The organism is Pseudomonas sp. 18173, assembly GCF_050432945.1.
In the GTDB taxonomy this organism is placed as follows: domain Bacteria; phylum Pseudomonadota; class Gammaproteobacteria; order Pseudomonadales; family Pseudomonadaceae; genus Aquipseudomonas.
The window spans coordinates 1-19,228 of the sequence record NZ_JBKFTN010000044.1 but is presented as its reverse complement, the minus strand read 5'-3'; the positions used below and the strand labels follow the sequence as shown (position 1 = coordinate 19,228).

The 19,228-nt window shown below is 62.1% G+C and carries 19 protein-coding genes and 1 pseudogene; 13 read left to right on the top strand and 7 right to left on the bottom strand.

Annotation, left to right across the window (positions count from 1 at the left end):
* Window positions 1-57: 57 nt before the first annotated feature.
* Window positions 58-378: a DUF6124 family protein gene (locus tag ACLD1X_RS28395; RefSeq protein WP_429373516.1), complete on the bottom strand. Its 321-nt coding sequence runs from the start codon at window positions 376-378 to the stop codon at window positions 58-60.
* A 731-nt stretch (window positions 379-1,109) separates the two neighbouring features.
* Here ACLD1X_RS28395 and parS point away from each other — a divergent pair.
* From parS to ACLD1X_RS28355, 8 genes are all read left to right on the top strand, one after another.
* Window positions 1,110-1,595: a type II RES/Xre toxin-antitoxin system antitoxin gene (gene parS, locus ACLD1X_RS28390; protein ID WP_429373518.1), complete on the top strand. Its 486-nt coding sequence runs from the start codon at window positions 1,110-1,112 to the stop codon at window positions 1,593-1,595.
* Window positions 1,592-2,080 (top strand): RES family NAD+ phosphorylase, encoded by a 489-nt coding sequence (locus tag ACLD1X_RS28385; protein ID WP_429373514.1) that lies wholly within the window; start codon window positions 1,592-1,594, stop codon window positions 2,078-2,080. Before parS ends, ACLD1X_RS28385 begins: the two co-directional genes overlap by 4 nt.
* A gap of 166 nt (window positions 2,081-2,246) precedes the next feature.
* Window positions 2,247-3,374 (top strand): ABC transporter ATP-binding protein, encoded by a 1,128-nt coding sequence (locus tag ACLD1X_RS28380; RefSeq protein WP_429373512.1) that lies wholly within the window; start codon window positions 2,247-2,249, stop codon window positions 3,372-3,374.
* Between the two features lie 39 nt (window positions 3,375-3,413).
* A complete protein-coding gene (locus tag ACLD1X_RS28375; RefSeq protein WP_429373510.1) occupies window positions 3,414-4,556 on the top strand; it encodes an ABC transporter substrate-binding protein in 1,143 nt (380 codons plus the stop codon).
* A 31-nt stretch (window positions 4,557-4,587) separates the two neighbouring features.
* Window positions 4,588-5,505 carry an ABC transporter permease gene (locus ACLD1X_RS28370; protein WP_429373508.1) on the top strand — a complete coding sequence of 306 codons (918 nt, stop codon included), beginning with the start codon at window positions 4,588-4,590 and terminating at the stop codon, window positions 5,503-5,505.
* 1 nt (window position 5,506) lies between these two features.
* Window positions 5,507-6,334 (top strand): ABC transporter permease, encoded by an 828-nt coding sequence (locus tag ACLD1X_RS28365; protein WP_110659223.1) that lies wholly within the window; start codon window positions 5,507-5,509, stop codon window positions 6,332-6,334.
* Window positions 6,327-7,799 (top strand): aldehyde dehydrogenase family protein, encoded by a 1,473-nt coding sequence (locus ACLD1X_RS28360; RefSeq protein ID WP_429373506.1) that lies wholly within the window; start codon window positions 6,327-6,329, stop codon window positions 7,797-7,799. The genes ACLD1X_RS28365 and ACLD1X_RS28360 overlap by 8 nt, the downstream gene beginning before the upstream one ends.
* 694 nt (window positions 7,800-8,493) lie before the next feature.
* Window positions 8,494-9,261, top strand: a complete 768-nt coding sequence (locus ACLD1X_RS28355) for a metallophosphoesterase family protein (RefSeq protein WP_429373504.1) — start codon at window positions 8,494-8,496, stop codon at window positions 9,259-9,261.
* A gap of 7 nt (window positions 9,262-9,268) precedes the next feature.
* Here the strand turns inward: ACLD1X_RS28355 and ACLD1X_RS28350 are convergent, their stop codons facing one another.
* Window positions 9,269-10,222, bottom strand: coding sequence for a LysR family transcriptional regulator (locus ACLD1X_RS28350; RefSeq protein WP_429373502.1), 954 nt, complete (start codon window positions 10,220-10,222; stop codon window positions 9,269-9,271).
* 142 nt (window positions 10,223-10,364) lie between these two features.
* On the opposite strand from ACLD1X_RS28350, the gene ACLD1X_RS28345 reads away from it, so the two are divergent.
* Window positions 10,365-11,543: a M20 aminoacylase family protein gene (locus ACLD1X_RS28345; RefSeq protein ID WP_429373500.1), complete on the top strand. Its 1,179-nt coding sequence runs from the start codon at window positions 10,365-10,367 to the stop codon at window positions 11,541-11,543.
* A 48-nt stretch (window positions 11,544-11,591) separates the two neighbouring features.
* Window positions 11,592-12,890, top strand: a complete 1,299-nt coding sequence (locus ACLD1X_RS28340) for an MFS transporter (protein ID WP_429373498.1) — start codon at window positions 11,592-11,594, stop codon at window positions 12,888-12,890.
* Window positions 12,891-12,929: 39 nt separating this feature from the next.
* Here the strand turns inward: ACLD1X_RS28340 and ACLD1X_RS28335 are convergent, their stop codons facing one another.
* On the bottom strand, window positions 12,930-13,952 hold the full coding sequence (locus ACLD1X_RS28335; protein ID WP_429373496.1) for a GlxA family transcriptional regulator: 1,023 nt from the start codon (window positions 13,950-13,952) through the stop codon (window positions 12,930-12,932).
* A 120-nt stretch (window positions 13,953-14,072) separates the two neighbouring features.
* Between ACLD1X_RS28335 and ACLD1X_RS28330 the strand changes: the two genes are divergently transcribed.
* Window positions 14,073-14,714, top strand: a complete 642-nt coding sequence (locus ACLD1X_RS28330) for an HD domain-containing protein (RefSeq protein WP_429373494.1) — start codon at window positions 14,073-14,075, stop codon at window positions 14,712-14,714.
* A 38-nt stretch (window positions 14,715-14,752) separates the two neighbouring features.
* Window positions 14,753-15,634, top strand: a complete 882-nt coding sequence (locus tag ACLD1X_RS28325; RefSeq protein ID WP_429373492.1) for an NAD(P)H-binding protein — start codon at window positions 14,753-14,755, stop codon at window positions 15,632-15,634.
* Window positions 15,635-15,688: 54 nt separating this feature from the next.
* On the opposite strand, the gene ACLD1X_RS28320 is transcribed toward ACLD1X_RS28325, so the two are convergent.
* On the bottom strand, window positions 15,689-15,889 hold the full coding sequence (locus tag ACLD1X_RS28320; RefSeq protein WP_429373490.1) for a YbdD/YjiX family protein: 201 nt from the start codon (window positions 15,887-15,889) through the stop codon (window positions 15,689-15,691).
* Window positions 15,890-16,088: 199 nt separating this feature from the next.
* Between ACLD1X_RS28320 and ahr the strand changes: the two genes are divergently transcribed.
* Window positions 16,089-17,120: an NADPH-dependent aldehyde reductase Ahr gene (gene ahr / locus ACLD1X_RS28315; protein WP_429373488.1), complete on the top strand. Its 1,032-nt coding sequence runs from the start codon at window positions 16,089-16,091 to the stop codon at window positions 17,118-17,120.
* Window positions 17,121-17,173: 53 nt separating this feature from the next.
* Here the strand turns inward: ahr and ACLD1X_RS28310 are convergent, their stop codons facing one another.
* The 3 genes and pseudogenes from ACLD1X_RS28310 to ACLD1X_RS28300 form a co-directional block, all read right to left on the bottom strand.
* On the bottom strand, window positions 17,174-18,724 hold the full coding sequence (locus ACLD1X_RS28310) for an ArnT family glycosyltransferase (RefSeq protein ID WP_429373486.1): 1,551 nt from the start codon (window positions 18,722-18,724) through the stop codon (window positions 17,174-17,176).
* A 3-nt stretch (window positions 18,725-18,727) separates the two neighbouring features.
* On the bottom strand, window positions 18,728-19,006 hold the full coding sequence (locus tag ACLD1X_RS28305) for a lipid-A-disaccharide synthase N-terminal domain-containing protein (protein ID WP_008001918.1): 279 nt from the start codon (window positions 19,004-19,006) through the stop codon (window positions 18,728-18,730).
* A pseudogene (locus ACLD1X_RS28300) lies at window positions 19,003-19,228 on the bottom strand (dolichol-phosphate mannosyltransferase); the annotation flags it as partial. The gene ACLD1X_RS28305 and the pseudogene ACLD1X_RS28300, both read right to left, overlap by 4 nt.

Here is a 19,228-nt window from a genome sequence, read left to right as displayed (position 1 = left end):
TTATTAGGCCAGTTCAAGCCCGCTCCCACAGGTCCATCGGTGATCTGGAGATTGTGGTCAGGGCGGATCAAGCTGATCCAGCGCCCGGTTCACCGCCAACTCCCCCAGCATGATCACCTGCGCAATCCCCAACAGCGCATTGCGACTCGTCCCCTCCAGATGATCCACCGGGTCGTTGGCCATGACATTGGCCGACGCCAGCGATTCACAGGCATGCACCAGCAGGGTTTCGGTATTGAGCTCGGGATTGACGATGAACATCGAGTTGGGCTTGCGTGGGGTGGCCATGATGTGGGGGCCGGGGTTGAGATCGTGATCGAGGCTTTCGTGGGGAGATTCCGGATCGGTGTCTGGCGGGTTGGGTGTGACCTTGAACATAGTGAAACTCCTCGTATCGTAAAAAGGAGCCATCACTCTCACGCTACCAAACGTAGGGTGGTGGCCATACGCAGGTTGGTAGACCGGGATACAAGGAGACCGGCGCGCCCGAAAGCGCCCTGTGCATGGCCACCATAAAGCTGCGTAAAAAAACGCTGCAGATGATGAAGCATTGCACCTCGTATACCTGGGCTACCAAACCCGATCACTGTTGTTTTCCAGCGACCGGCAAACGATAAAACCCAGGTCCAAGNGCGTAAAAAAACGCTGCAGATGATGAAGCATTGCACCTCGTATACCTGGGCTACCAAACCCGATCACTGTTGTTTTCCAGCGACCGGCAAACGATAAAACCCAGGTCCAAGGCGCACAAGCCGGCGGATTCTGGCGTACCTGTAGGCAACGACGCAAGCTGCTGTAGCTTTCATGAAGTAACGCTGCCTGCGATCAAACATGTGCCTCCCAGCCGTGAATCTACGCGGTCTTCTACATTTAAATTCTTAGGGAGGCAGAGGAAATGTCTGACGTATTTTTAAGGTTGGCGGCCGGAAGCACGACGGTTAACTTGACCGCTCTAAACAGGAACAACGATTGCTCGCCTGATGCAGGCGTTCTTTCAGGCATTCAGAGTGACCGATTACATGTGCAAGACAATGGTCGACAAAGTCAATTACCCGGCTGGCGACATTTGGCGCTATGATTGCGTCAAATGTCGCATGGAGGTAATCGGTATGCCCGCCGTCAAATCCACAGAAAATGAAGCCGCAGGCAGGGAGACAAAGCATGTCACCCGCAAGCCTACTGAGGTGCTGCTACATGGCCGTAGTGGCGATACGCGCATGTTGATCATCCGGTACACACAGGAAGGCTTTGATCTGAGCGATGTCAGGGACATGATTTCCATATCCGGCCTATACATGGAACACGACCTTGTTCAGCGTATTACCGGGAAATCCCTCAGAACCGTGCAGCGCCTGGCAAAGGAGACCCAGCCGGTTCGGCTGAACCAGCAACAAAGCACCGTCGCCTTTCAGTTTGCACAGGTACTTGAGCACGCCATCAACGTGTTTGGTGATCAGCAATTGGCTGAGGACTGGCTGAAGAAACCCTGCAAGTACCTGGAGGGTCACATTCCGCTGGAACTGATCGACAACTCGCTGGGTTTCCAGGTGGTAGAGGACTACCTGACCCGAATTGAACACGGGGTTTATCAATGAATCCTTTGCCTTGGGATGGGAGGTGGCACGCCTGGCGTCTGGACCGTGCAATTTTCAAGGACACATGGGACAGCGGCATTGGTGCGCAACAATCCGGCGGTCGTTGGAACCCTCCCGGCCGGCGGGTTATTTACGCGTCCGCCGACCCGGCCACTGCCATCCTGGAAGTCGCCACCCATGCCGGCTTCGATACCCTCGACAGGGTGCCTCATGTGCTGACGTGTTTCGAAGTACTGGATTCGAACTTCATTAAAGTTGTTCAACCTGAAGATGTGCCAAACCCCAACTGGCTGATCCCTTCTGAGCTATCGCCAAACCAACAGCATTTTGCTGATGAACTACTGGCCGAACACCCATTCGTGCTTATCCCGTCCGCAGTTACCCGCCACTCCTGGAACCTGCTGGTTAGCTGTGATTTGGCGGCGGATCGATTCAAGCTTGTTTCGCAGGAACGCTTTGGACTGGATACCCGCTTGCTTAAATGAATGTAAACGTAACCGCTGGTTCGCCATCCCGCATGAGGGGTTTTGAACACTAAAAGTTTAAAGCTTACCCACCCTCCTATCCCCCAAGGGATATATACACCGCAAAACCCCGATTGCTAGTTTGGCCCCCGACGCACTGATTCATCACTGCAAGGGAGCCCGCATCGTGAACAACAGCGTGAACGACACCCCGCCAAGCGATATCGAATTCTGCAATGTGGTCAAACGCTATGGCGAGGTGCAGGCTGTCGGCGGTCTGAATTTCGCGGTGCGCCGTGGCTCGTTTCATTCCTTCCTCGGTGGCTCGGGCTGCGGCAAGACCACCACCTTGCGCATGATCGCCGGCTTCGAACAGCCCACCACCGGCGAGGTCCGCCTGGCCGGCAAGAGCGTTGCCGGCGTGCCGGCGTTCGAGCGGCCGGTGAACATGGTGTTCCAGCATTACGCGCTGTTTCCGCACCTGACCGTGGCGCAGAACATTGCCTATGGCCTGCGCTATCGCACCCCGCGCCCGGACAAAAAACAGCAGCTGCGCATGGCCGACGAAGCCCTGGAAATGGTGCGCCTGAGCGGCTTCGGCCAGCGCAAGCCGAGCGAGCTTTCCGGTGGCCAGCAGCAGCGTGTCGCCCTCGCCCGCGCCCTGGTGAACAAGCCGACGGTGTTGCTGCTCGACGAGCCACTGGCGGCGCTGGACCGCAAGCTGCGCAAGGAGATGCAATCGGAATTGCTGCGCTTGCAGCGCGAAGTCGGCATCACGTTCGTGCTGGTCACCCACGATCAGGAAGAAGCTCTGTCGATGAGCGACAGCATCAGCGTGATGCACAACGGTTCGATCATCCAGACCGCCACCCCGGAACAACTCTATGAGGCCCCGGCCAGCCGTTATGTAGCCGACTTTATCGGTGAGTCCAACCTGTTCGACGGCACCGTTCGCCAGCTCAACGGCCATTCGGTGGTGTTGCGTACCGAGCAAGGGCTGGAACTGACCAGCCCCCTCACACCCACCGGCAAGGGCCTGAGCGCCAACGCCGCCGGTTGCATTGCGGTACGCCCGGAGCTGATCAGCATCGCCGGGGCCAACGCCGAAATGACCCGCGAAGTGAAGCTGCCGGGCTGCGTCGAAGACCGCATTTACCTGGGCAACTCCACCGAATACCGCGTTCGCACCCAGGCCTTCGGCGTGGTGTGCGTGCGTGTGCCGCGCCATCTGGATCACGGCGCCAATGCATTCGAACACGGCGCAGCGGTTCGCGTCGGCTGGGATCACGCCAATGGCCTGGCCATGGCGTTGTAAATCATCGATTCGTTTCATCAACCGGATGTGGAGCGTGCTATGGACCAGAAGACTTTTATAAAAACCCTGCGCAGCTGGCAGAACGGCTCGATCAGTCGCCGCGACTTCCTTGGCCGTACAGGCCTGGGGATTGCCGCCGCCGTGGTCGCCACCAACATGCCCGGCCTGCTGACCTCCACCGCCGAGGCCGCCGAGCAGGCCAAACTCGGTGATCGCCTGTCGCTGGCGACCTGGCCGAACTACCACAGCCAGGAAAACCTCGATGCCTTCGGCAAGACCACCGGCGCCCGGGTGTCAATGAGCGTGTTCGGTTCCAACGAAGAAATGCTCGCCAAACTGCAGGCCGGCGGCAGTGGCTGGGACGTGCTGGTGCCGACCAACTACACCATCAGCACCTACGTCGGGCTGGGCCTGATCGAGCCACTGGACCTGTCGCGCATTCCCAACTTCGACGCCTCGGCGTTCCAGCAGAAATTCATGGCCCAGGGCACGGTGGACGGCAAGGTCTACGCGGTGCCGAAAAACTGGGGCACCACCGGCATGCTCTACGACACCGGCAAACTGAAAAACGGCCCGACCAGCTGGAAGGAATTCTGGGCCGCCGCCCAAGGCCCGGCCAGTGGCCGGACGATGGTCCACGACTACCAGTTGACCGCCATCGGCAACGCACTCAAAAGCTTCGGCTACAGCTTCAACTCCCTGGACCCGAAAGAACTGGCCGACGCGGAAAAACTGCTGATCGAGGTCAAGCCGCACCTGTTCGCGATCAACTCCGACATCCAGCCATCGATGCGCAGCGGCGATGCCTGGCTGGCGATGTCGTGGACCGGCGACGCCTCGCAACTGCACCGCGACAACGCGCAAATGCAGTTCGAACTGGGCAAGGAAGGTGGCGAACTGTGGAGCGACTTCTTCGCGATTCCCAAAAGCTCGGAGCACAAGGACGCCGCCTATGCCTTCATCAACTACCTGCTCGACCCGCAGCACAACAAACTCGAAGTGCTGAGCCACGGCTACCCGAGCGGCGACAAGCGTGTCGATGCCTTGCTGCCCACGGCGATGCTCGACGACCCGATCATGTACCCGGCCGCCGAAGCCTTGAGCCCGCTGGAGTTCGGGGCTGCCGCCACGCTGACCAGCCCGGCACGCGCCGAACTGATGGCACGTTTCAAGTCCGCCTGATCGCTTGACCATGGCCAATGAGGAGTCACCCATGAATGCCGCCGCCCACCCGCAAACGGTGCAGCCGGGCCGTGCCCTGTCCGCCGAGGTTCGCCAACGGCGCAGCCTCGGCCGACGCATCACCCTGCTGATGCTCTTGCCTTCGACCCTGTGGTTCCTGCTGCTGTTGTTGATGCCGCTGGTGATCATCCTGGTCTTCAGTTTCGGCGAGCGCAGTGCCGTGGGCGGTTACGCCGGTGGCTTCACCCTGGCCAACTACCTGAACCTGGGCTCCCGCGGTGCGGCGTTCAGCAACACGCTGATGCTCGCGCCGCTGGGCACCCTGGTGTGCCTGGTGGCGGCTTATCCGTTGGCGTACTTCCTGGCGGTCAAGGTCACCAGAAACCGTTCGCTGCTGCTGACCCTGGTGGTCGTGCCGTTCTGGACCAGTTTCCTGATCCGCACCTATGCGTGGATTTTCATCCTCAGCGGCAAAGGCATTCCGGCGCTGCTGGCCAGCCTGGGCCTTGAGGATGTGCGGCTGATCAACACGCCGTGGGCGGTGCTGATCGGCATCGTCTACGGCTACCTGCCGCTGATGGTGTTCCCGATCTACGTCAGCCTGGAAAAGCTCGACAAGCGCCTGCTCGAAGCCTCGGCGGACCTCGGTGCCAGCGCCTTCGAAAGTTTCCGCCGCATCACCCTGCCCTTGTCCGCGCCGGGGATCATCACCGGGGTGATGCTGGTGTTCATCCTGCTGATGGGCGAGTTCCTGATCCCGGCGATTCTCGGGGGCGGCAAGGTGTTCTTTGTCGGCAACGCGCTGGTCGACCTGTTCCTGCAATCGCGTAACTGGCCGTTCGGCAGCGCCCTGGCCATGACGCTGGTGGCGATGATGCTGCTGATCATCGGCGTGTATTTGAAACTGGTGGCGCGCTACGGCGGCCGCCCTGCCGACGGAGGCCTGTGACATGTGGCTGCGCAGCTATTCGACATCGCTGTACCTGTTCCTCTACGCACCGATTGCCTTGATCGTGCTGTTCAGCTTCAACGCCGGGCGCAGTGGCCTGGCCTTTCAGTGCTGTTCGGTGCAATGGTTCGGCACCGCATTCGGCAACCCGTTCATCATGGAAGCCCTGGGCAACAGCGCGCTGATTGCCTTCAGCTCGGCGGTGATCGCCACGCTGTTCGGCACCCTGGCGGTGTTCGGCTTGCAACGCTGTGGCAGCAAAGTGCGGATGCTGTTCGATGCGCTGACCTATTGCGCGATCATCGTGCCGGGCATCGTCATCGGCATCTCGACGCTGATCGCCTTCATCAGCCTGTTCGACCTGATCAACCCGTTGCTGGCGAGCTGGTTGCCGACGGTGCCGAAGTTGAACATGGGTTTCTTCACCGTGATCGCCGCGCATTCGCTGTTCACCATGGCCCTGGTCATGGTGATCGTGCGCAGCCGCGTCGACTCGCTGGACAAGGCCCTGCTCGAAGCCTCGGCCGACCTCTACGCGCCGCCGATGGATACTTTCTGGCGGGTGACCCTGCCGCAGATCAGCCCGGCGATCATGGCCGGGTTCCTGCTGGCCTTCACCTTCAGCTTCGACGATTTCATCATCGCGTTCTTCGTCGCCGGCTCCGAAACGACGCTGCCGATCTACATCTTTTCCTCCATCCGCCGTGGCGTCACGCCAGAGATCAACGCGATTTCGACGGTGATCATCTGCGTGTCACTGGCCCTGCTGTTCACTTCCCGCCATCTGCAAAACCGCCGTACCGGCGTCCAGGAGTCGCACCATGCGTGATCAGCTTTACATCAATGGCGAGTGGGTCAGCCCGGATCTGGGCGGCTACCTGGACGTGATCGACCCGGCCACCGAACAGGTCTTCCACCGCGTGGCGGCAGGCACCGAAGAAGATGTCGACCATGCCGTGCGCGCGGCCCGGCGTGCCTTCGACAATGGCTGGGGCCAAAGCAGCGGCGCCGAGCGTGCGCAGTGGCTGGAGGCTTTGGCCGACGAACTGGAAACCGGCAAACAGGCGCTGGCGGAACTGGAAGTGCGCGACAACGGCAAACCCTTGCCGGAAGCACAATGGGACATCGGCGACGCCATCGCCTGCTTTCGCTACTACGCCGGTCTGGCCCGCGAACTGGACCAGCAGCAGGACCAGCCGCTGGCGTTGCCGGACGAGCGTTTCCGCTGCCGCATCCGCCACGAGCCGATTGGCGTCGCCGGGCAGATCATTCCCTGGAACTACCCGTTATTGATGGCCGCGTGGAAGGTCGCACCCGCCCTGGCCGCCGGGGCCACGGTGGTGTTGAAACCGTCCGAGCTGACGCCGCTGACCGCCCTGGAACTGGCCGCCGCCGCCGATCGCATTGGCTTGCCTGCCGGGGTGTTGAACGTGATCACCGGCTTCGGCGCCGACGCCGGCAGCCCGCTCACCGAGCACCCGGGCGTGGACAAACTGGCGTTCACCGGCAGTGTGCCCACCGGGGCGAAAATCATGTCGGCGGCGGCGCGGGACATCAAGAACATCAGCCTGGAACTGGGCGGCAAGTCGGCCTTCATCGTGTTCGATGACGCCGATGTCGAAGCGGCAGTGGAGTGGATTCTGTTCGGGATTTTCTGGAATCAGGGCCAGGTGTGCAGCGCCACGTCACGCCTGCTGGTGCAGGAAACCATCGCCCCGCGCCTGATCGAACGGCTGGTGGAAGAAACCCGCAGGATCAGCATCGGCCCCGGCATGCAGCCCGGTGTTCTGCTCGGGCCGCTGGTCAGCCAGGGTCAGTTCGACAAGGTGCTCGGCTTCATCGACCAGGGCCTGGCCAGCGGCGCCCGTTTGCTCACGGGCGGACGGCGACCGGCGCATCTGGCCGAAGGTTATTTCGTCGAACCGGCGATTTTCGATGAGCCGGGCCACAGCAGCATTCTGTGGCGCGAAGAAGTGTTCGGCCCGGTGCTGTGCATCAAGCGCTTCAAGACCGAAGAACAAGCAGTGCAAATGGCCAACGCCAGCCGCTTCGGCCTGGCCGCCGCCGTGATGAGCGCCGACTTGCAACGCAGCGCCCGGGTCGCCAACCAGCTGCGCGCCGGGATCGTCTGGGTCAACTGCTCGCAGCCGACCTTCGTCGAGGCACCCTGGGGCGGCATGAAACACAGCGGCATCGGCCGGGAGCTGGGCCAATGGGGCTTGCACAACTACCTGGAGGTCAAGCAGGTCACCGAGTACGTCAGCGACCAGCCGTGGGGGTGGTATTTGAAGTAAGCGGGTCAACTGTGGGAGCGGTGGATCAGCCAATATCTCTATTGGATGTGCTGGCCTCTTCGCGGGCAAGCCCGCTCCCACAGGGACTGTGGCCAGCCGCAAGGTTGGCGTTCGCTGAGGATCAAACTGTGGGAGCGGGCTTGCTCGCGAAAGCGGCGGGTCAGCCAATATCTCTGTTGGATGTGCTGGCCTCTTCGCGGGCAGGTCCGCTCCCACAGGGACTGTGGCCAGCCGCAAGGTTGGCGTTCGCTGAGGAGCAAACTGTGGGAGCGGGCTTGCTCGCGAAAGCGGCGGGTCAGCCAATATCTCTGTTGGATGTGCTGGCCTCTTCGCGGGCAGGTCCGCTCCCACAGGGACTGTGGCCAGCCGCAAGGTTGGCGTTCGCTGAGGAGCAAACTGTGGGAGCGGGCTTGCTCGCGAAAGCGGCGGGTCAGCCAATATCTCTGTTGGATGTGCCGGCCTCTTCGCGGGCAAGCCCGCTCCCACAATATTTTTTGGATACCCGTAGATGTTGCGCATACCAGATAACCCTGTGGGAGCGGGCTTGCCCGCGAAGAGGCCGGGACATCCAGCATCGAAGTCGCCTGCCCCGCCCATATCCGCCGACAGTTCCGTTACCAAGGCAGGCTTGTGGCTACGGGCTGACAACGCGTAGTTTGAATGACCTGCCCTGCAAACCCGCCGGAGTTGATCAATGCGCATCGCCTTGCTGTCCGACATGCACCTGTCCGTCAACGCGATCCCTTTTCCCGCCGTGGATGCCGATATTGTCGTGCTCGCCGGGGATATCGCCCGGCCGGCCAAGGCCATCGAGTGGGCCAGGGCGTGTCCGGTTCCGCTGGTGTACGTGGCGGGCAATCACGAGTTTTATGGCAGTGACCTGGTGTCCACCCACGAACAGTTGAAGAGCCTGGCGCAAGGCACGCAGATCCACGTTCTGGAGCGTTCGGAGTATGTCCACGACGGCGTGCGTTTTCTCGGTTGCACCTTGTGGTCTGACCATCGTCTGCTCGACAGCCCCGAGGATCGGGCGCAGGGCATCGATCTGGCGACCCAGTTGATCCGGGACTTCAGCCACATCAGGATCGCCCCCGACTTTCCAGACCTGTTCACACCCGCCATTTCCCAGCTGGTGTTTCTGCAGTCGGTCGCCTGGCTGGAAGACTGCTTCACCCGCGACAGCAGCATGCCCACGGTGGTGGTCTCACATTTCGCCCCGACACGCTTGAGCATCGCCCCGGCGTTTGCCGGTTCGCCGATCAACTCAAGCTTTGTCTCGGACCTTGAGGCGCGGATCAAAGACTGGCAGCCGGCACTGTGGCTGCATGGCCACACCCATGGCAGCTTCGATTATCGGGTGGGCGACACCCGCGTGGTCTGCAACCCCCGGGGCTATGCCAGGAATGGCATCAACGAAAACCCTGATTTCGATGATGCCTTGGTGATCGACCTGGCGCTCTGAAGCCCCCTCAGATCAACAGTTCCAGCGTATCGAACAGCTCGACATCCTCTGGCCGTGCCGAACGGGCGCGGCGCCGGATGACCTGGAACAGGCAGTCGACGAAGCATTGCGCGGCCACCCCCAGCTGGGCATTGCGCCCGGTGACGATGCCGATGGTGTCGGTGGCAAAGCTCTCCTGCAGAGCCAGGCGCCTGACCCGTTCGCGGTAGCCCGGGATGGTGAGCATCGGCTCCGGAAAATAACTGAGCATGTCGGTCTGCTCGACCAGTGAAAGCGTCAGCTGCGGTGAATGCGCGCGGTGGATGTGCTGCATGTCGATCTGCGCGCCATGCTGCCAGAACAGCTCGGTCATCAAGCCTTCGTGGTTGGCGTCGGGGTAATTGACCACCCAATCCTGATCGAGCAATTCGTGGATGGAGCGGCTTTCACCCAGCGGATGCCCATGGCGGGCGACGACGGCCATGCGATACGAAAAAATCTGCTCGCTGACAAACTCCGGGCGCGGCAGTAGCGAAGACACCAGCCCCACCGCAAACTCCATGGTGCCGTCGCGCAAACGCGGCAACGTCACCGCCATCAGGCCTTCGAAAATCTCCAGGCGTACCCGGGGCATGCGCTGGCGGAACAGCGTCACGACTTCGGGCAACAGGGTCATGCCCATCCACGGCGAAATGCCCAGGCGCAACTGCCCTTCGGCCTGATCGCTCAGGTGTGCCAGTTCCAGTTGTGCGCGTTCAAGTTGGCTGAGCATCTGCCGCGCATGCTGCAACAGCGACTGCCCGTAGGTGGTCAGCACCACGCCGCTGGCATTGCGCACCAGCAGCGGCAGGTTCAAGTGCTCCTCCAGCTCGCGCAAGGCCTTGGCCACTGCCGTCTGCGACACCCCCAGTTGCCGCGCCGCCGCACGAATGCTGCCGCAATCGGCAATCATCACCAGCGCCCGCAATTGATGCAGCTTCATCCCTTCCTCCTGATGCACCGGGTGTAAACCTGCGGTTTTCAGCCCAGCTTTTTTGCGACTGCCGCGGCATTCGCCAACTCATTAGCATCGCAGGGTATCAGTCCAACAGCCGAAAACGACCAATAAAAACGAGGAGAATCTGATGATCGACTTGCCCGCCCTGCCCGGCATTCGTGCGCTCCAAGAAGAGATGATCGCCCTGCGCCGACACCTCCACGCCCACCCGGAATTGAGCTTTGAAGAGTTCGCCACCGCCGACCTGGTGGCGGGCAAGCTCCAGGCCTGGGGTTATCAAGTGCACCGGGGCCTGGGCGGCACCGGTGTGGTCGGGCTGCTGCGCCGAGGCACCGGCGGCAAGACGATCGGCCTGCGAGCCGACATGGATGCGCTACCGATCATCGAACAGACCGGTTTGCCCTACTCCAGCCGCCACGAGGGTGTGATGCACGCCTGCGGTCACGACGGGCACACGGCGATGCTGCTGGCGGCTGCCCGCTACCTGGCCGAGAGCGGTGAGTTCGACGGCTCGCTGGTGGTGATTTTCCAGCCCGCCGAAGAAGGCGACGGCGGCGCCCGGCGCATGCTCGAAGACGGTTTGTTCGAGCTGTTCCCCTGCGACGCGGTGTTTGCGATGCACAACATGCCGGGGCTGCCGACGGGCAAACTGGGATTCCTCGCCGGTCCGTTCATGGCCTCGACCGACACCGTGAGCATTCGGGTCGACGGCGTTGGCGGTCACGGCGCCATGCCGCACAAGGCCGTTGACCCGGTGCTGGCCGGCTCGGCCATCGTCATGGCGTTGCAGAGCATCGTCTCGCGCAATGTCGCGCCGCTCGACACCGCTGTCATCACCGTTGGCGCGTTCCATGCCGGGATCGCGGCCAATGTGATTCCCGATCATGCCGAGCTGCAACTGAGCGTGCGCGCACTCAAGGCGCAAGTACGCGACGAGCTGATAACACGGATCACCGCCGTGGCCGAGGCCCAGGCGGCAAGTTTTGGCGCACGCGCCACGGTGACGGTCGACGAGGCGCAGCGCTTCCCGGCACTGTTCAATCACCCCGACAGTACTGAATTCGCCCGCCAGGTGGCGCTCGATTGGGTGGGCGAACAAGGCTTGATCCCCAACATGCAGCCACTGACCGGCAGCGAGGATTTCGCCGTGATGCTCGAACGCTGCCCCGGCTGTTACCTGCTGATCGGCAACGGTGATGGTGAAGGCGGCTGCATGGTGCACAACCCCGGCTACGACTTCAACGACGACTGCCTGGCGACCGGTGCGAGCTACTGGGTGCGACTGGTCGAGGCCTTCCTGGCCTGATCCCTCCAAAACCTGCTGGTATCGCCCTCGTCTTCAGGAGTTCGCCCCATGTCCACTCCCCTTTCCACCGCCCTGCCCGATGCCGCCGCAGCCCGGCGGCCGATTGGCGCAAAAGCCATCGCCGCCATCACCATCGGCTCGGGTCTCGAGTTCTACGATTTCTCCGTCTACAGCTTCTTCGCCACGCTCATCGGTCGCCAGTTTTTCCCGGTCGAGAGCACGCTCGGGCAATTGCTGCTGTCGCTGGCCACCTTTGGCGTCGGTTTCGGCATGCGCCCCATCGGTGGCCTGGTGCTGGGGGCCTATGCCGACCGGGCCGGACGCAAACCGGCGATGATGCTGACCCTGTGGCTGATGGCACTGGGTTCGCTGTTGTTCACCATCGCACCCACCTATGCGCAGATCGGCGTCTTCGCGCCGTTGATCATTGTGCTGGCACGCTTGATCCAGGGCTTCGCCATCGGCGGTGAAGTCGGTGCCTCGACAGCGATGCTGATGGAATACGCCGATGACAAAAGCCGCGGTTTCTACGGCAGTTGGCAGCTGTTCAGCCAGGGCTTGAGTTTCCTGCTGGGGGCGCTGGTGGCGTTGGCCCTGAGTTCGTCCTTGTCGCCCGAGGCGCTGGAGAGCTGGGGTTGGCGGATACCTTTTGCCTTGGGAATCCTGGTGATCCCGGTCGGCATCTACATCCGTCGCCACCTCAAGGAAACCGCCGCCGAACAAGGTCATGAAGCGGTATCGAGCGTGCGGGTGATCTTCACCGGTTATCGTCGCCTGATCGTGACCGGTGTGCTGCTGGTGATCGGCAGCACCGCGTCCAGCTACATCGTGCTCGATTACATGACCAACTACACGGTCACGGTGTTGCACCTGCCAATGACCATGGGCACCACCGCCGCCTGCCTTGGCGCACTGGTGCAGATCAGCCTGTCGATCTGGGCCGGCCGGCTCAGCGACCGGATCGGCCGGCGCCGCACCATCGCCCTGGGCAGCATTCCCATGCTGTTGCTGATCTACCCGGCGTTCATCCTGATGAACCGGTTCCCGACGCTCGGCATGCTGCTGGCCGTTTCGTTGGTCACCACCTTGTTGCTGGTGTTGATCACGGTGCCGACCCTGGTGTTGATCACTGAACTGTTCCCAAGGGCGATTCGCGCCACCGGGTTGTCGATCATCTATTGCCTGGGCGTCTCGGTGTTCGGTGGCTTCGCGCAGTTCTTCGCCACCGGGCTGATCGGCTTGACCGGCAACAACAACGCCCCGGCGCTGTATGTCATGGCGTGCCTGTGCCTGACCCTGATCGGGCTGGCGCGGGTCAAGGAAACAGCCGGCAAGCCGCTGGACTAGGCCGCCGGTCAAGGGGTCGCCCGAAAGCCTCGGGCGACCTTACCCCACGCTTGGCGCGAAACGTTGCGCGTACTCCCTGGGGCTCACGCCAAGGCGCCGGACGAAAACCTTCCTCAGCACGTCGACGCTTTGATAACCGCATCGGCGTGCGACCTCTTCCATCGAGCGCCCGCCCAGTTCGAGCTCCCGGCAGGCCGCTTCCAGCCGAACGTCTTCAACGTACCTGGCCGGCGTGGTCTGCAACTCCCGCTGGAAGATCCGTATCAGGGTTCGCACGCTAGTGGCAAAGCGATCCGCGAGGATTTCCACGGTCAGTTGTGAACCCAGGTGCTCGCTGATCCACTGGCGCAGCTCATCCAGATTTGAACCGGGGACCTGCTGCGATTGCAAGGCGACACTGAACTGCGCCTGCCCACCGGGACGGCGCAGGAACAGCACCAGGTTTTTCGCGATGTCCAGCGCGGCGTCATCCCCCAGGTCTTCGCTGACCAGTGCCAGGGCAAGGTCGATGCCCGCCGAGATGCCGGCCGAGGTATAGAGGTTGCCGTCCTTGATCCAGATCGGATTCGGATCGACCTGCACCTTGGGATAACGCTCGGCGAGGTCCCGCGCCATGCGCCAGTGAGTCGTCGCACGGCGCCCGTCCAGCAGCCCTGCATCCGCCAGGGCGAACGCGCCGACACAGATCGAGCACACCCGGCGCACGCTTTGCGACCTCGTGCGAACCCATTCGATGGCCGCCCCGTCCAGTTGATCGATTGCCTGCCAGCCCGTCGCCACGATCAGCGTGTCGATGGGCTTGTCGGCACGACGCTCCTGCTCAAGGGTCGTGTGGGCCATGAGTCCGATGCCGGTGCTGCTGGCCATCTGCGGGTCTACACCGGCGCAGACCAGTTCAAGTACGTAGGGCGCGAAGGCTCCCTCGTGCAGGGTATTCGCCAGGGAAAACACCTCGGCCGGGCCGATCACATCAAGCCCGTCCACGGGTGGCAGGCCCAAGATCACGATGCGTTTTGGCGTGCGGCCAATCGATGGCTGGCCGGGTTTTGTCTTGCTGGTCACGGCTGACTCCTGCACGTTCAAGGCGCCAATATTGGCACAAATCAACCGTAAATAGTCAATTGTGCCACCCACCAAATCCCTAGAGTGAACGTCAAGTCATCTTCATCCCCGGGAGGCAACGTGAATACACCCATCAACATCGGCGGTTTCAGCGCCCCAGACTCCGAACTGGCCCGCAGAGCCGCCGCGCTCGTGGAACGCGTCCACTCCAGGGCGCTTTTGCATCATGTGCACCGGACATGGTGGTTTGCCGAATTCCTCGGCCAACGCCGGGGCTTGCAGTACGACCGCGAAACGGTCTACCTCGCGGCATTGCTGCACGATCTGGGGCTGACGCCCGAGTTTGCCGCCGACCAGCGCTTTGAAGTCGATGGCGCCGATGCCGCCCGTCGTTTTCTCCTGGCCAACGGTTATGCGCAGGCAAAAGCCGAACAGGTCTGGGATGCGATCGCCCTGCACTCCAGCGCCGGCATCGCCGACCGTAAACAGCCGGAAATCGCCCTGATCTATCTGGGTGCCCATGTCGATGTCATGGGGCTGCACCTGGATGAAATCACCCCCGCGCTGGTCGACGACACGCTCGCGCTCTACCCCCGCATCGGCATGAAAGCGGCCTTTACCCAGGCCATTGCCGAGGTGGCCAGAAAGAAACCCCACACGGCCATCGGCACCGGGCTCGCGGATGTCGGACGTCGCCATATCCATGGCTTCGATTGCCCGAATGTCTGCGACCTGATCGACAGCGCGCCGTTCGAAAGCTGATCCACACCAATTCGTTCATTACTCTGGGAGACTCCACCATGCAGCCACGTACCTACCTCATCACCGGGGCAACCGGTAAAACCGGGGTCCATACCGTCCGTCACCTGCTCAATGCAGGTCATGCGGTGCGCGCCTTTGTGCATCAACTGGACGAACGCAGTGCCGCCTTGCAGAACGAGGGCGCCGAAATCTTCGTCGGCGACCTGCTGGAACATGACGACATCTTGCGTGCCATGGCAGGTGTGACCGGCGCTTACCTGTGCTACCCGGTTCGCCCCGGCTACATTCAGGCGACCGCCTACTTTGCCGATGCCGCGAGGCGCGCAGGCGTCGAGGTGGTGGTGGAAATGTCGCAGATTTCCGCTCGCGAAGACTCGCTGAGCCATGCCGCACGCGACCACTGGATCGCCGAGCGCGTACTCGACTGGTCGGGCGTGCCTGTGGTGCACATTCGCCCGACATTCTTTTCCGAATGGCTGATTTTTCCCTGGGTGCTGGATCAGATCGTCAAGGAAAACAAAATAACGCTGCCGTACGGTAACGGGCGGCACGCACCGATTGCCGCCGAAGACCAGGCCCGCGTGATCGCCAGGCTACTGACCCAGCCCGCCGGTCATATCGGCAAGACCTACCCGCTGTGCGGCCCGGTCGAACTGAGCCATGGGCAAATCGCCGAGAAAATCAGCGCCATCGTCGGCCGCACCATCACCTACAGTCCGTCGACGCTGGAGGAGTATCGCCAGCACCTGCAGACCTACGATCTGCCGGAATTTGTCATCCAGCACTTCCTGGAGGTGGCTGTCGATTACCAGAACGGGATCTTCGGCGGAGTGGATGGCGTGATCGGGCAGATCACCGGTCAAGCGCCGCAAACGGTGGCTGACTTCGTACGGGCCAATCGCCCATTGTTCGAACAGTGACCGTGGCGGGCGTATGCGTCGGATGCTGGGGACCCGCGCATACGCCCAACGCCTTCAACAACAGCGCGTATTGCACTTGCCCCGGCCAAAACGCGCTTCCTGGCGTTCGCGGAAAAACGCCTCATGACTCATGACCGGCTCGCCTGGGCGGTTGCGGGCCATCTGCGCCACGTAGTTGTCGTACTCAGGAACGCCGACCATCAAGCGGGCACCCTGGCCGAGCAATCTGGCGACCTGCTGCAATTTGCGGAACATGGCTGATCTCTCTGTGAACGTCGAACCTGGCCCATGAAACCGCGCCCATGTATCTGCATTGTGTCGACATCGGGCGCCTTTGTATTTGCAAGTATCAGGGGTCGCGCCCGATGCAGCGCCGGCAACCCGCTACACTTTCCTCGCTCCGCCGCTGCACCCCAGCGGCCAAAACCCCTGACTTCTGATCTGGAGGTGTCCCATGAGCGACAGCAGCGAACTCACTACCTTTACCGGCTGGGCCGCCACGGCAGCGGGCGCGCCACTGCAACGCTACAGCTACGATCCCGGCCCGTTGGGAAACGATGAGGTGGAAGTCGCCGTGGAATATTGCGGCGTCTGCCACTCCGACCAGTCGCTGATCGACAACGATTGGGGAATCAGCAGCTACCCGTTCATTCCCGGCCATGAAGTAGTCGGCCGTATCGTGCGGCTGGGCGCCCAGGTGCGCGGCCTGGAACCGGGCCAGCGGGTGGGCATCGGTTGGTACAAGGGCAGTTGCATGCATTGCACCTCGTGCATCGAAGGCTCCCATAACCTGTGCAGCACGGTTCAACCGACCATCATCGGCAGCAACGGTGGCTTTGCCGACCGCATTCGCGCGCACTGGGCCTGGGCCCTGCCGATTCCGGACGGGCTCGACCCGGCGCTGGCCGGGCCATTGTTCTGTGCCGGCTCGACCGTGTTCAACCCGCTGCTGGAGTTCGGCATCAAGCCCACCGACCGGGTCGGCGTGGTGGGTATCGGCGGCCTCGGTCACCTGGCGCTGCGCTTTCTCAACGCCTGGGGCTGCGACGTCACGGCATTCACTTCGTCGCTGAGCAAGCAGGACGAAGCCAGGCGCCTGGGCGCACACAAGGTGGTCGCCTCGACCGACACCGCTGCACTCAATGCCATTGCCGGCACCCTGGATTTTCTCCTGGTCACCGCCAACGCCAACCTCGACTGGACCGCCATGCTTGCCACCCTGCGCGGCAAGGGTCGCCTGCACTTCGTCGGCGTCGTGCCCGATGCCATTCCGGTGCACGTGTTCAACCTGATACCCCAGCAAAAGGTCATGTCCGCCTCACCGGTCGGCTCCCCGGCCAACACCGCGACCATGCTGGAGTTCTGCGCACGCCATCAGATCCTGCCGCAGGTCGAGATGTTTCCCATGAGCCGGATCAACGAAGCCATCGATCATCTGCGCAGCGGCAAGGCGCGTTACCGGGTGGTGCTGGACGCCAGTCAGTGACAGGTGACGAACGAAGAAAAAAGGGCCGCTTGTTCAAGCGGCCCTTTTTTTGCTCAGGGATTGGTTACTTGTGCCGGTACCGCGGGCATATGCGGGTCACTCCAGCTGAACCGATAGGCTTTGCTGGCTTCTTGCGGCAGGCATTTGCCGTTGTCGGCGTCCACGCCCACGATCGACCAGTTGGCCCGGGAGTTTTCCCCCAGTTCACGGGCCGCTTCGGGTTTGAAGCACTGGTTCAGGATGTCATCCGGCACCAGGGCGTAGGCCTTGGGGTGTTCGCGCAGATACATCGCGGCTTTTTCGATGGACGAATAGTCCATGCCGAAATGCACGATCGGCTGGCGGGCAAACAACCAGTGCCCCTCTTCCCAGTTGACCAGCACCAGATCGGCGCCCTGGGTCAGGGTCGCGGCCTGCGTCATGAGCACCTGATCGATGTTGGTGCCTTCCTTGAGCGGCTCGATGAAACCACGGGCAAACCACAACACGAACCAGGTCGCCACCAGTGCCGGGAACACCCGGCGCAAACGCGGGTGCTTTTTGAACCAGCGCTTGAGCATCCATGGAACCAACGGCGCGGCGACCAGCACCAGCCCAGGCAACGCCGGGTAGATGTACAGCTTGCGCTTGCCGCTGCTGATGCAGAAAAACAGCACCACCAGTGCGACCCAACCGAGCAATACCAGGACCCGGCCGTCACGTTTTTGCAACTGCCGGCGCCAGGCGGGCACCAGCCATGGCAGCACCAGCACCAACGGCAGCCAGTACTGCGGAATCACGTTGGTGAAGAAATACCAGAACGGTTCGCGGTGATGCCACGCGGCGGCATAGCGGCCTGCGGTCTGGTGCAGGAGGATCTCCCGCGCATAGGCAATTTCGTCTGCGCTGCCATTGAAGATGATGGACAAGGCCAGGGGCAGCAGCCAGATCGCAATCGCCGCGAGCATCAGCGCCAAACCCAGCAGCCACTTGCGCGCCTCGCCGGGCATGGCCACCACACCGGGCCAGTCCTTGCGTACCGCATAGGCGTAAGGAATCAGCAACAGCGCCGGCAGAAAACCCACGCCCTTGGTGATCACGCCGATGCCCATGGCCGCGCAGCCCACGTAGAACCAGCGCCACGCAGGGCCCAGCAGCAGGTGTCGCGCCAGACCGTACAGGCCCAGGGTGGTGAACAGAATCAGCAAGCTGTCGATCTGCCCGGTGCGCAGGATGCTGTAGGTCTGGTACGTCGCCAGGTACAGCAGTGCGGCGTTGCGTCCGGTACGCTGGGTCCACAGGCGACGGCCCAGGTCATAGACCATCGCCGTGACCGTCACGGCCGAAAACAGCCCCGGGATGTACAGGGCGATGTTGGGCTTGCCGGTCAGCCAGGTGAAAAACGCCACCGTCCACATGAAAATCGGCGGCTTGTCGCCGTAGATCTCGGCGGCCCGGTGCGGGATCAGCCACGAGCCGTTTTGCAGCATTTCCAGGGCAACGCCGAGGAAGCGTTCCTCATCGACATTCTGCGCCTGGCGCAGCCCCATTCCCGCGCCGATCAGCAACAGGGCAAGCAGCATCAGACCCAGGCATTCGACCCTGGGCGACAACGATCTACGCATGATTTATTCCTTCACGCTTCTGCTTTTGGCAATCAATTGCAGGTTGCGAAAGTAGACAATGGAGCCGAACGCCTGCCCGGCGATGAACACCGGGTCCTGGCGATAGATGGCGTAGGCCAGCAGCAAGGTGCTGCCGACGATGCTCAGGTACCAGAAGTTGGTCGGGATCACGCTGCGTTTCTTGTACTCGCTGTACAACCACTGCAGGACAAACCGCCCGGTAAAAGCCACCTGCCCCGCAAAGCCGACCAGCAGCCACAGGGTTTCACGCGACAACATCATCCTTCGATCTCCTGGGCAATAGTGTTCAGCCGTGTGCGCTTGATCAGCCACCAGACCCCGAACAGATCGAGAATGCCGACCAGCGCGCGGTCGATGTTGCCGTATTTCGATACCCCGGCCGTGCGCGGCCGGTGGTTGACCGGGTGCACGATCATGCGCCCGTTGTGGCGCTGGATCAGCGCCGGAATGTAGCGATGCATGTGGTCGAAGTACGGCAGGCGC

Bases quoted from the DNA above. Each gene is read 5' to 3' on its own strand.
- ACLD1X_RS28395 (WP_429373516.1), bottom strand. From the start codon at position 378: ATGTTCAAGGTCACACCCAACCCGCCAGACACCGATCCGGAATCTCCC.
- ACLD1X_RS28385 (WP_429373514.1), top strand. From the start codon at position 1,592: ATGAATCCTTTGCCTTGGGATGGGAGGTGGCACGCCTGGCGTCTGGAC.
- ACLD1X_RS28360 (WP_429373506.1), top strand. From the start codon at position 6,327: ATGCGTGATCAGCTTTACATCAATGGCGAGTGGGTCAGCCCGGATCTG.
- ahr (WP_429373488.1), top strand. From the start codon at position 16,089: ATGAGCGACAGCAGCGAACTCACTACCTTTACCGGCTGGGCCGCCACG.
- ACLD1X_RS28345 (WP_429373500.1), top strand. From the start codon at position 10,365: ATGATCGACTTGCCCGCCCTGCCCGGCATTCGTGCGCTCCAAGAAGAG.
- ACLD1X_RS28365 (WP_110659223.1), top strand. From the start codon at position 5,507: ATGTGGCTGCGCAGCTATTCGACATCGCTGTACCTGTTCCTCTACGCA.
- ACLD1X_RS28355 (WP_429373504.1), top strand. From the start codon at position 8,494: ATGCGCATCGCCTTGCTGTCCGACATGCACCTGTCCGTCAACGCGATC.
- ACLD1X_RS28320 (WP_429373490.1), bottom strand. From the start codon at position 15,889: ATGTTCCGCAAATTGCAGCAGGTCGCCAGATTGCTCGGCCAGGGTGCC.
- ACLD1X_RS28310 (WP_429373486.1), bottom strand. From the start codon at position 18,724: ATGCGTAGATCGTTGTCGCCCAGGGTCGAATGCCTGGGTCTGATGCTG.
- ACLD1X_RS28350 (WP_429373502.1), bottom strand. From the start codon at position 10,222: ATGAAGCTGCATCAATTGCGGGCGCTGGTGATGATTGCCGATTGCGGC.
- ACLD1X_RS28305 (WP_008001918.1), bottom strand. From the start codon at position 19,006: ATGATGTTGTCGCGTGAAACCCTGTGGCTGCTGGTCGGCTTTGCGGGG.
- ACLD1X_RS28370 (WP_429373508.1), top strand. From the start codon at position 4,588: ATGAATGCCGCCGCCCACCCGCAAACGGTGCAGCCGGGCCGTGCCCTG.
- parS (WP_429373518.1), top strand. From the start codon at position 1,110: ATGCCCGCCGTCAAATCCACAGAAAATGAAGCCGCAGGCAGGGAGACA.
- ACLD1X_RS28340 (WP_429373498.1), top strand. From the start codon at position 11,592: ATGTCCACTCCCCTTTCCACCGCCCTGCCCGATGCCGCCGCAGCCCGG.
- ACLD1X_RS28325 (WP_429373492.1), top strand. From the start codon at position 14,753: ATGCAGCCACGTACCTACCTCATCACCGGGGCAACCGGTAAAACCGGG.
- ACLD1X_RS28375 (WP_429373510.1), top strand. From the start codon at position 3,414: ATGGACCAGAAGACTTTTATAAAAACCCTGCGCAGCTGGCAGAACGGC.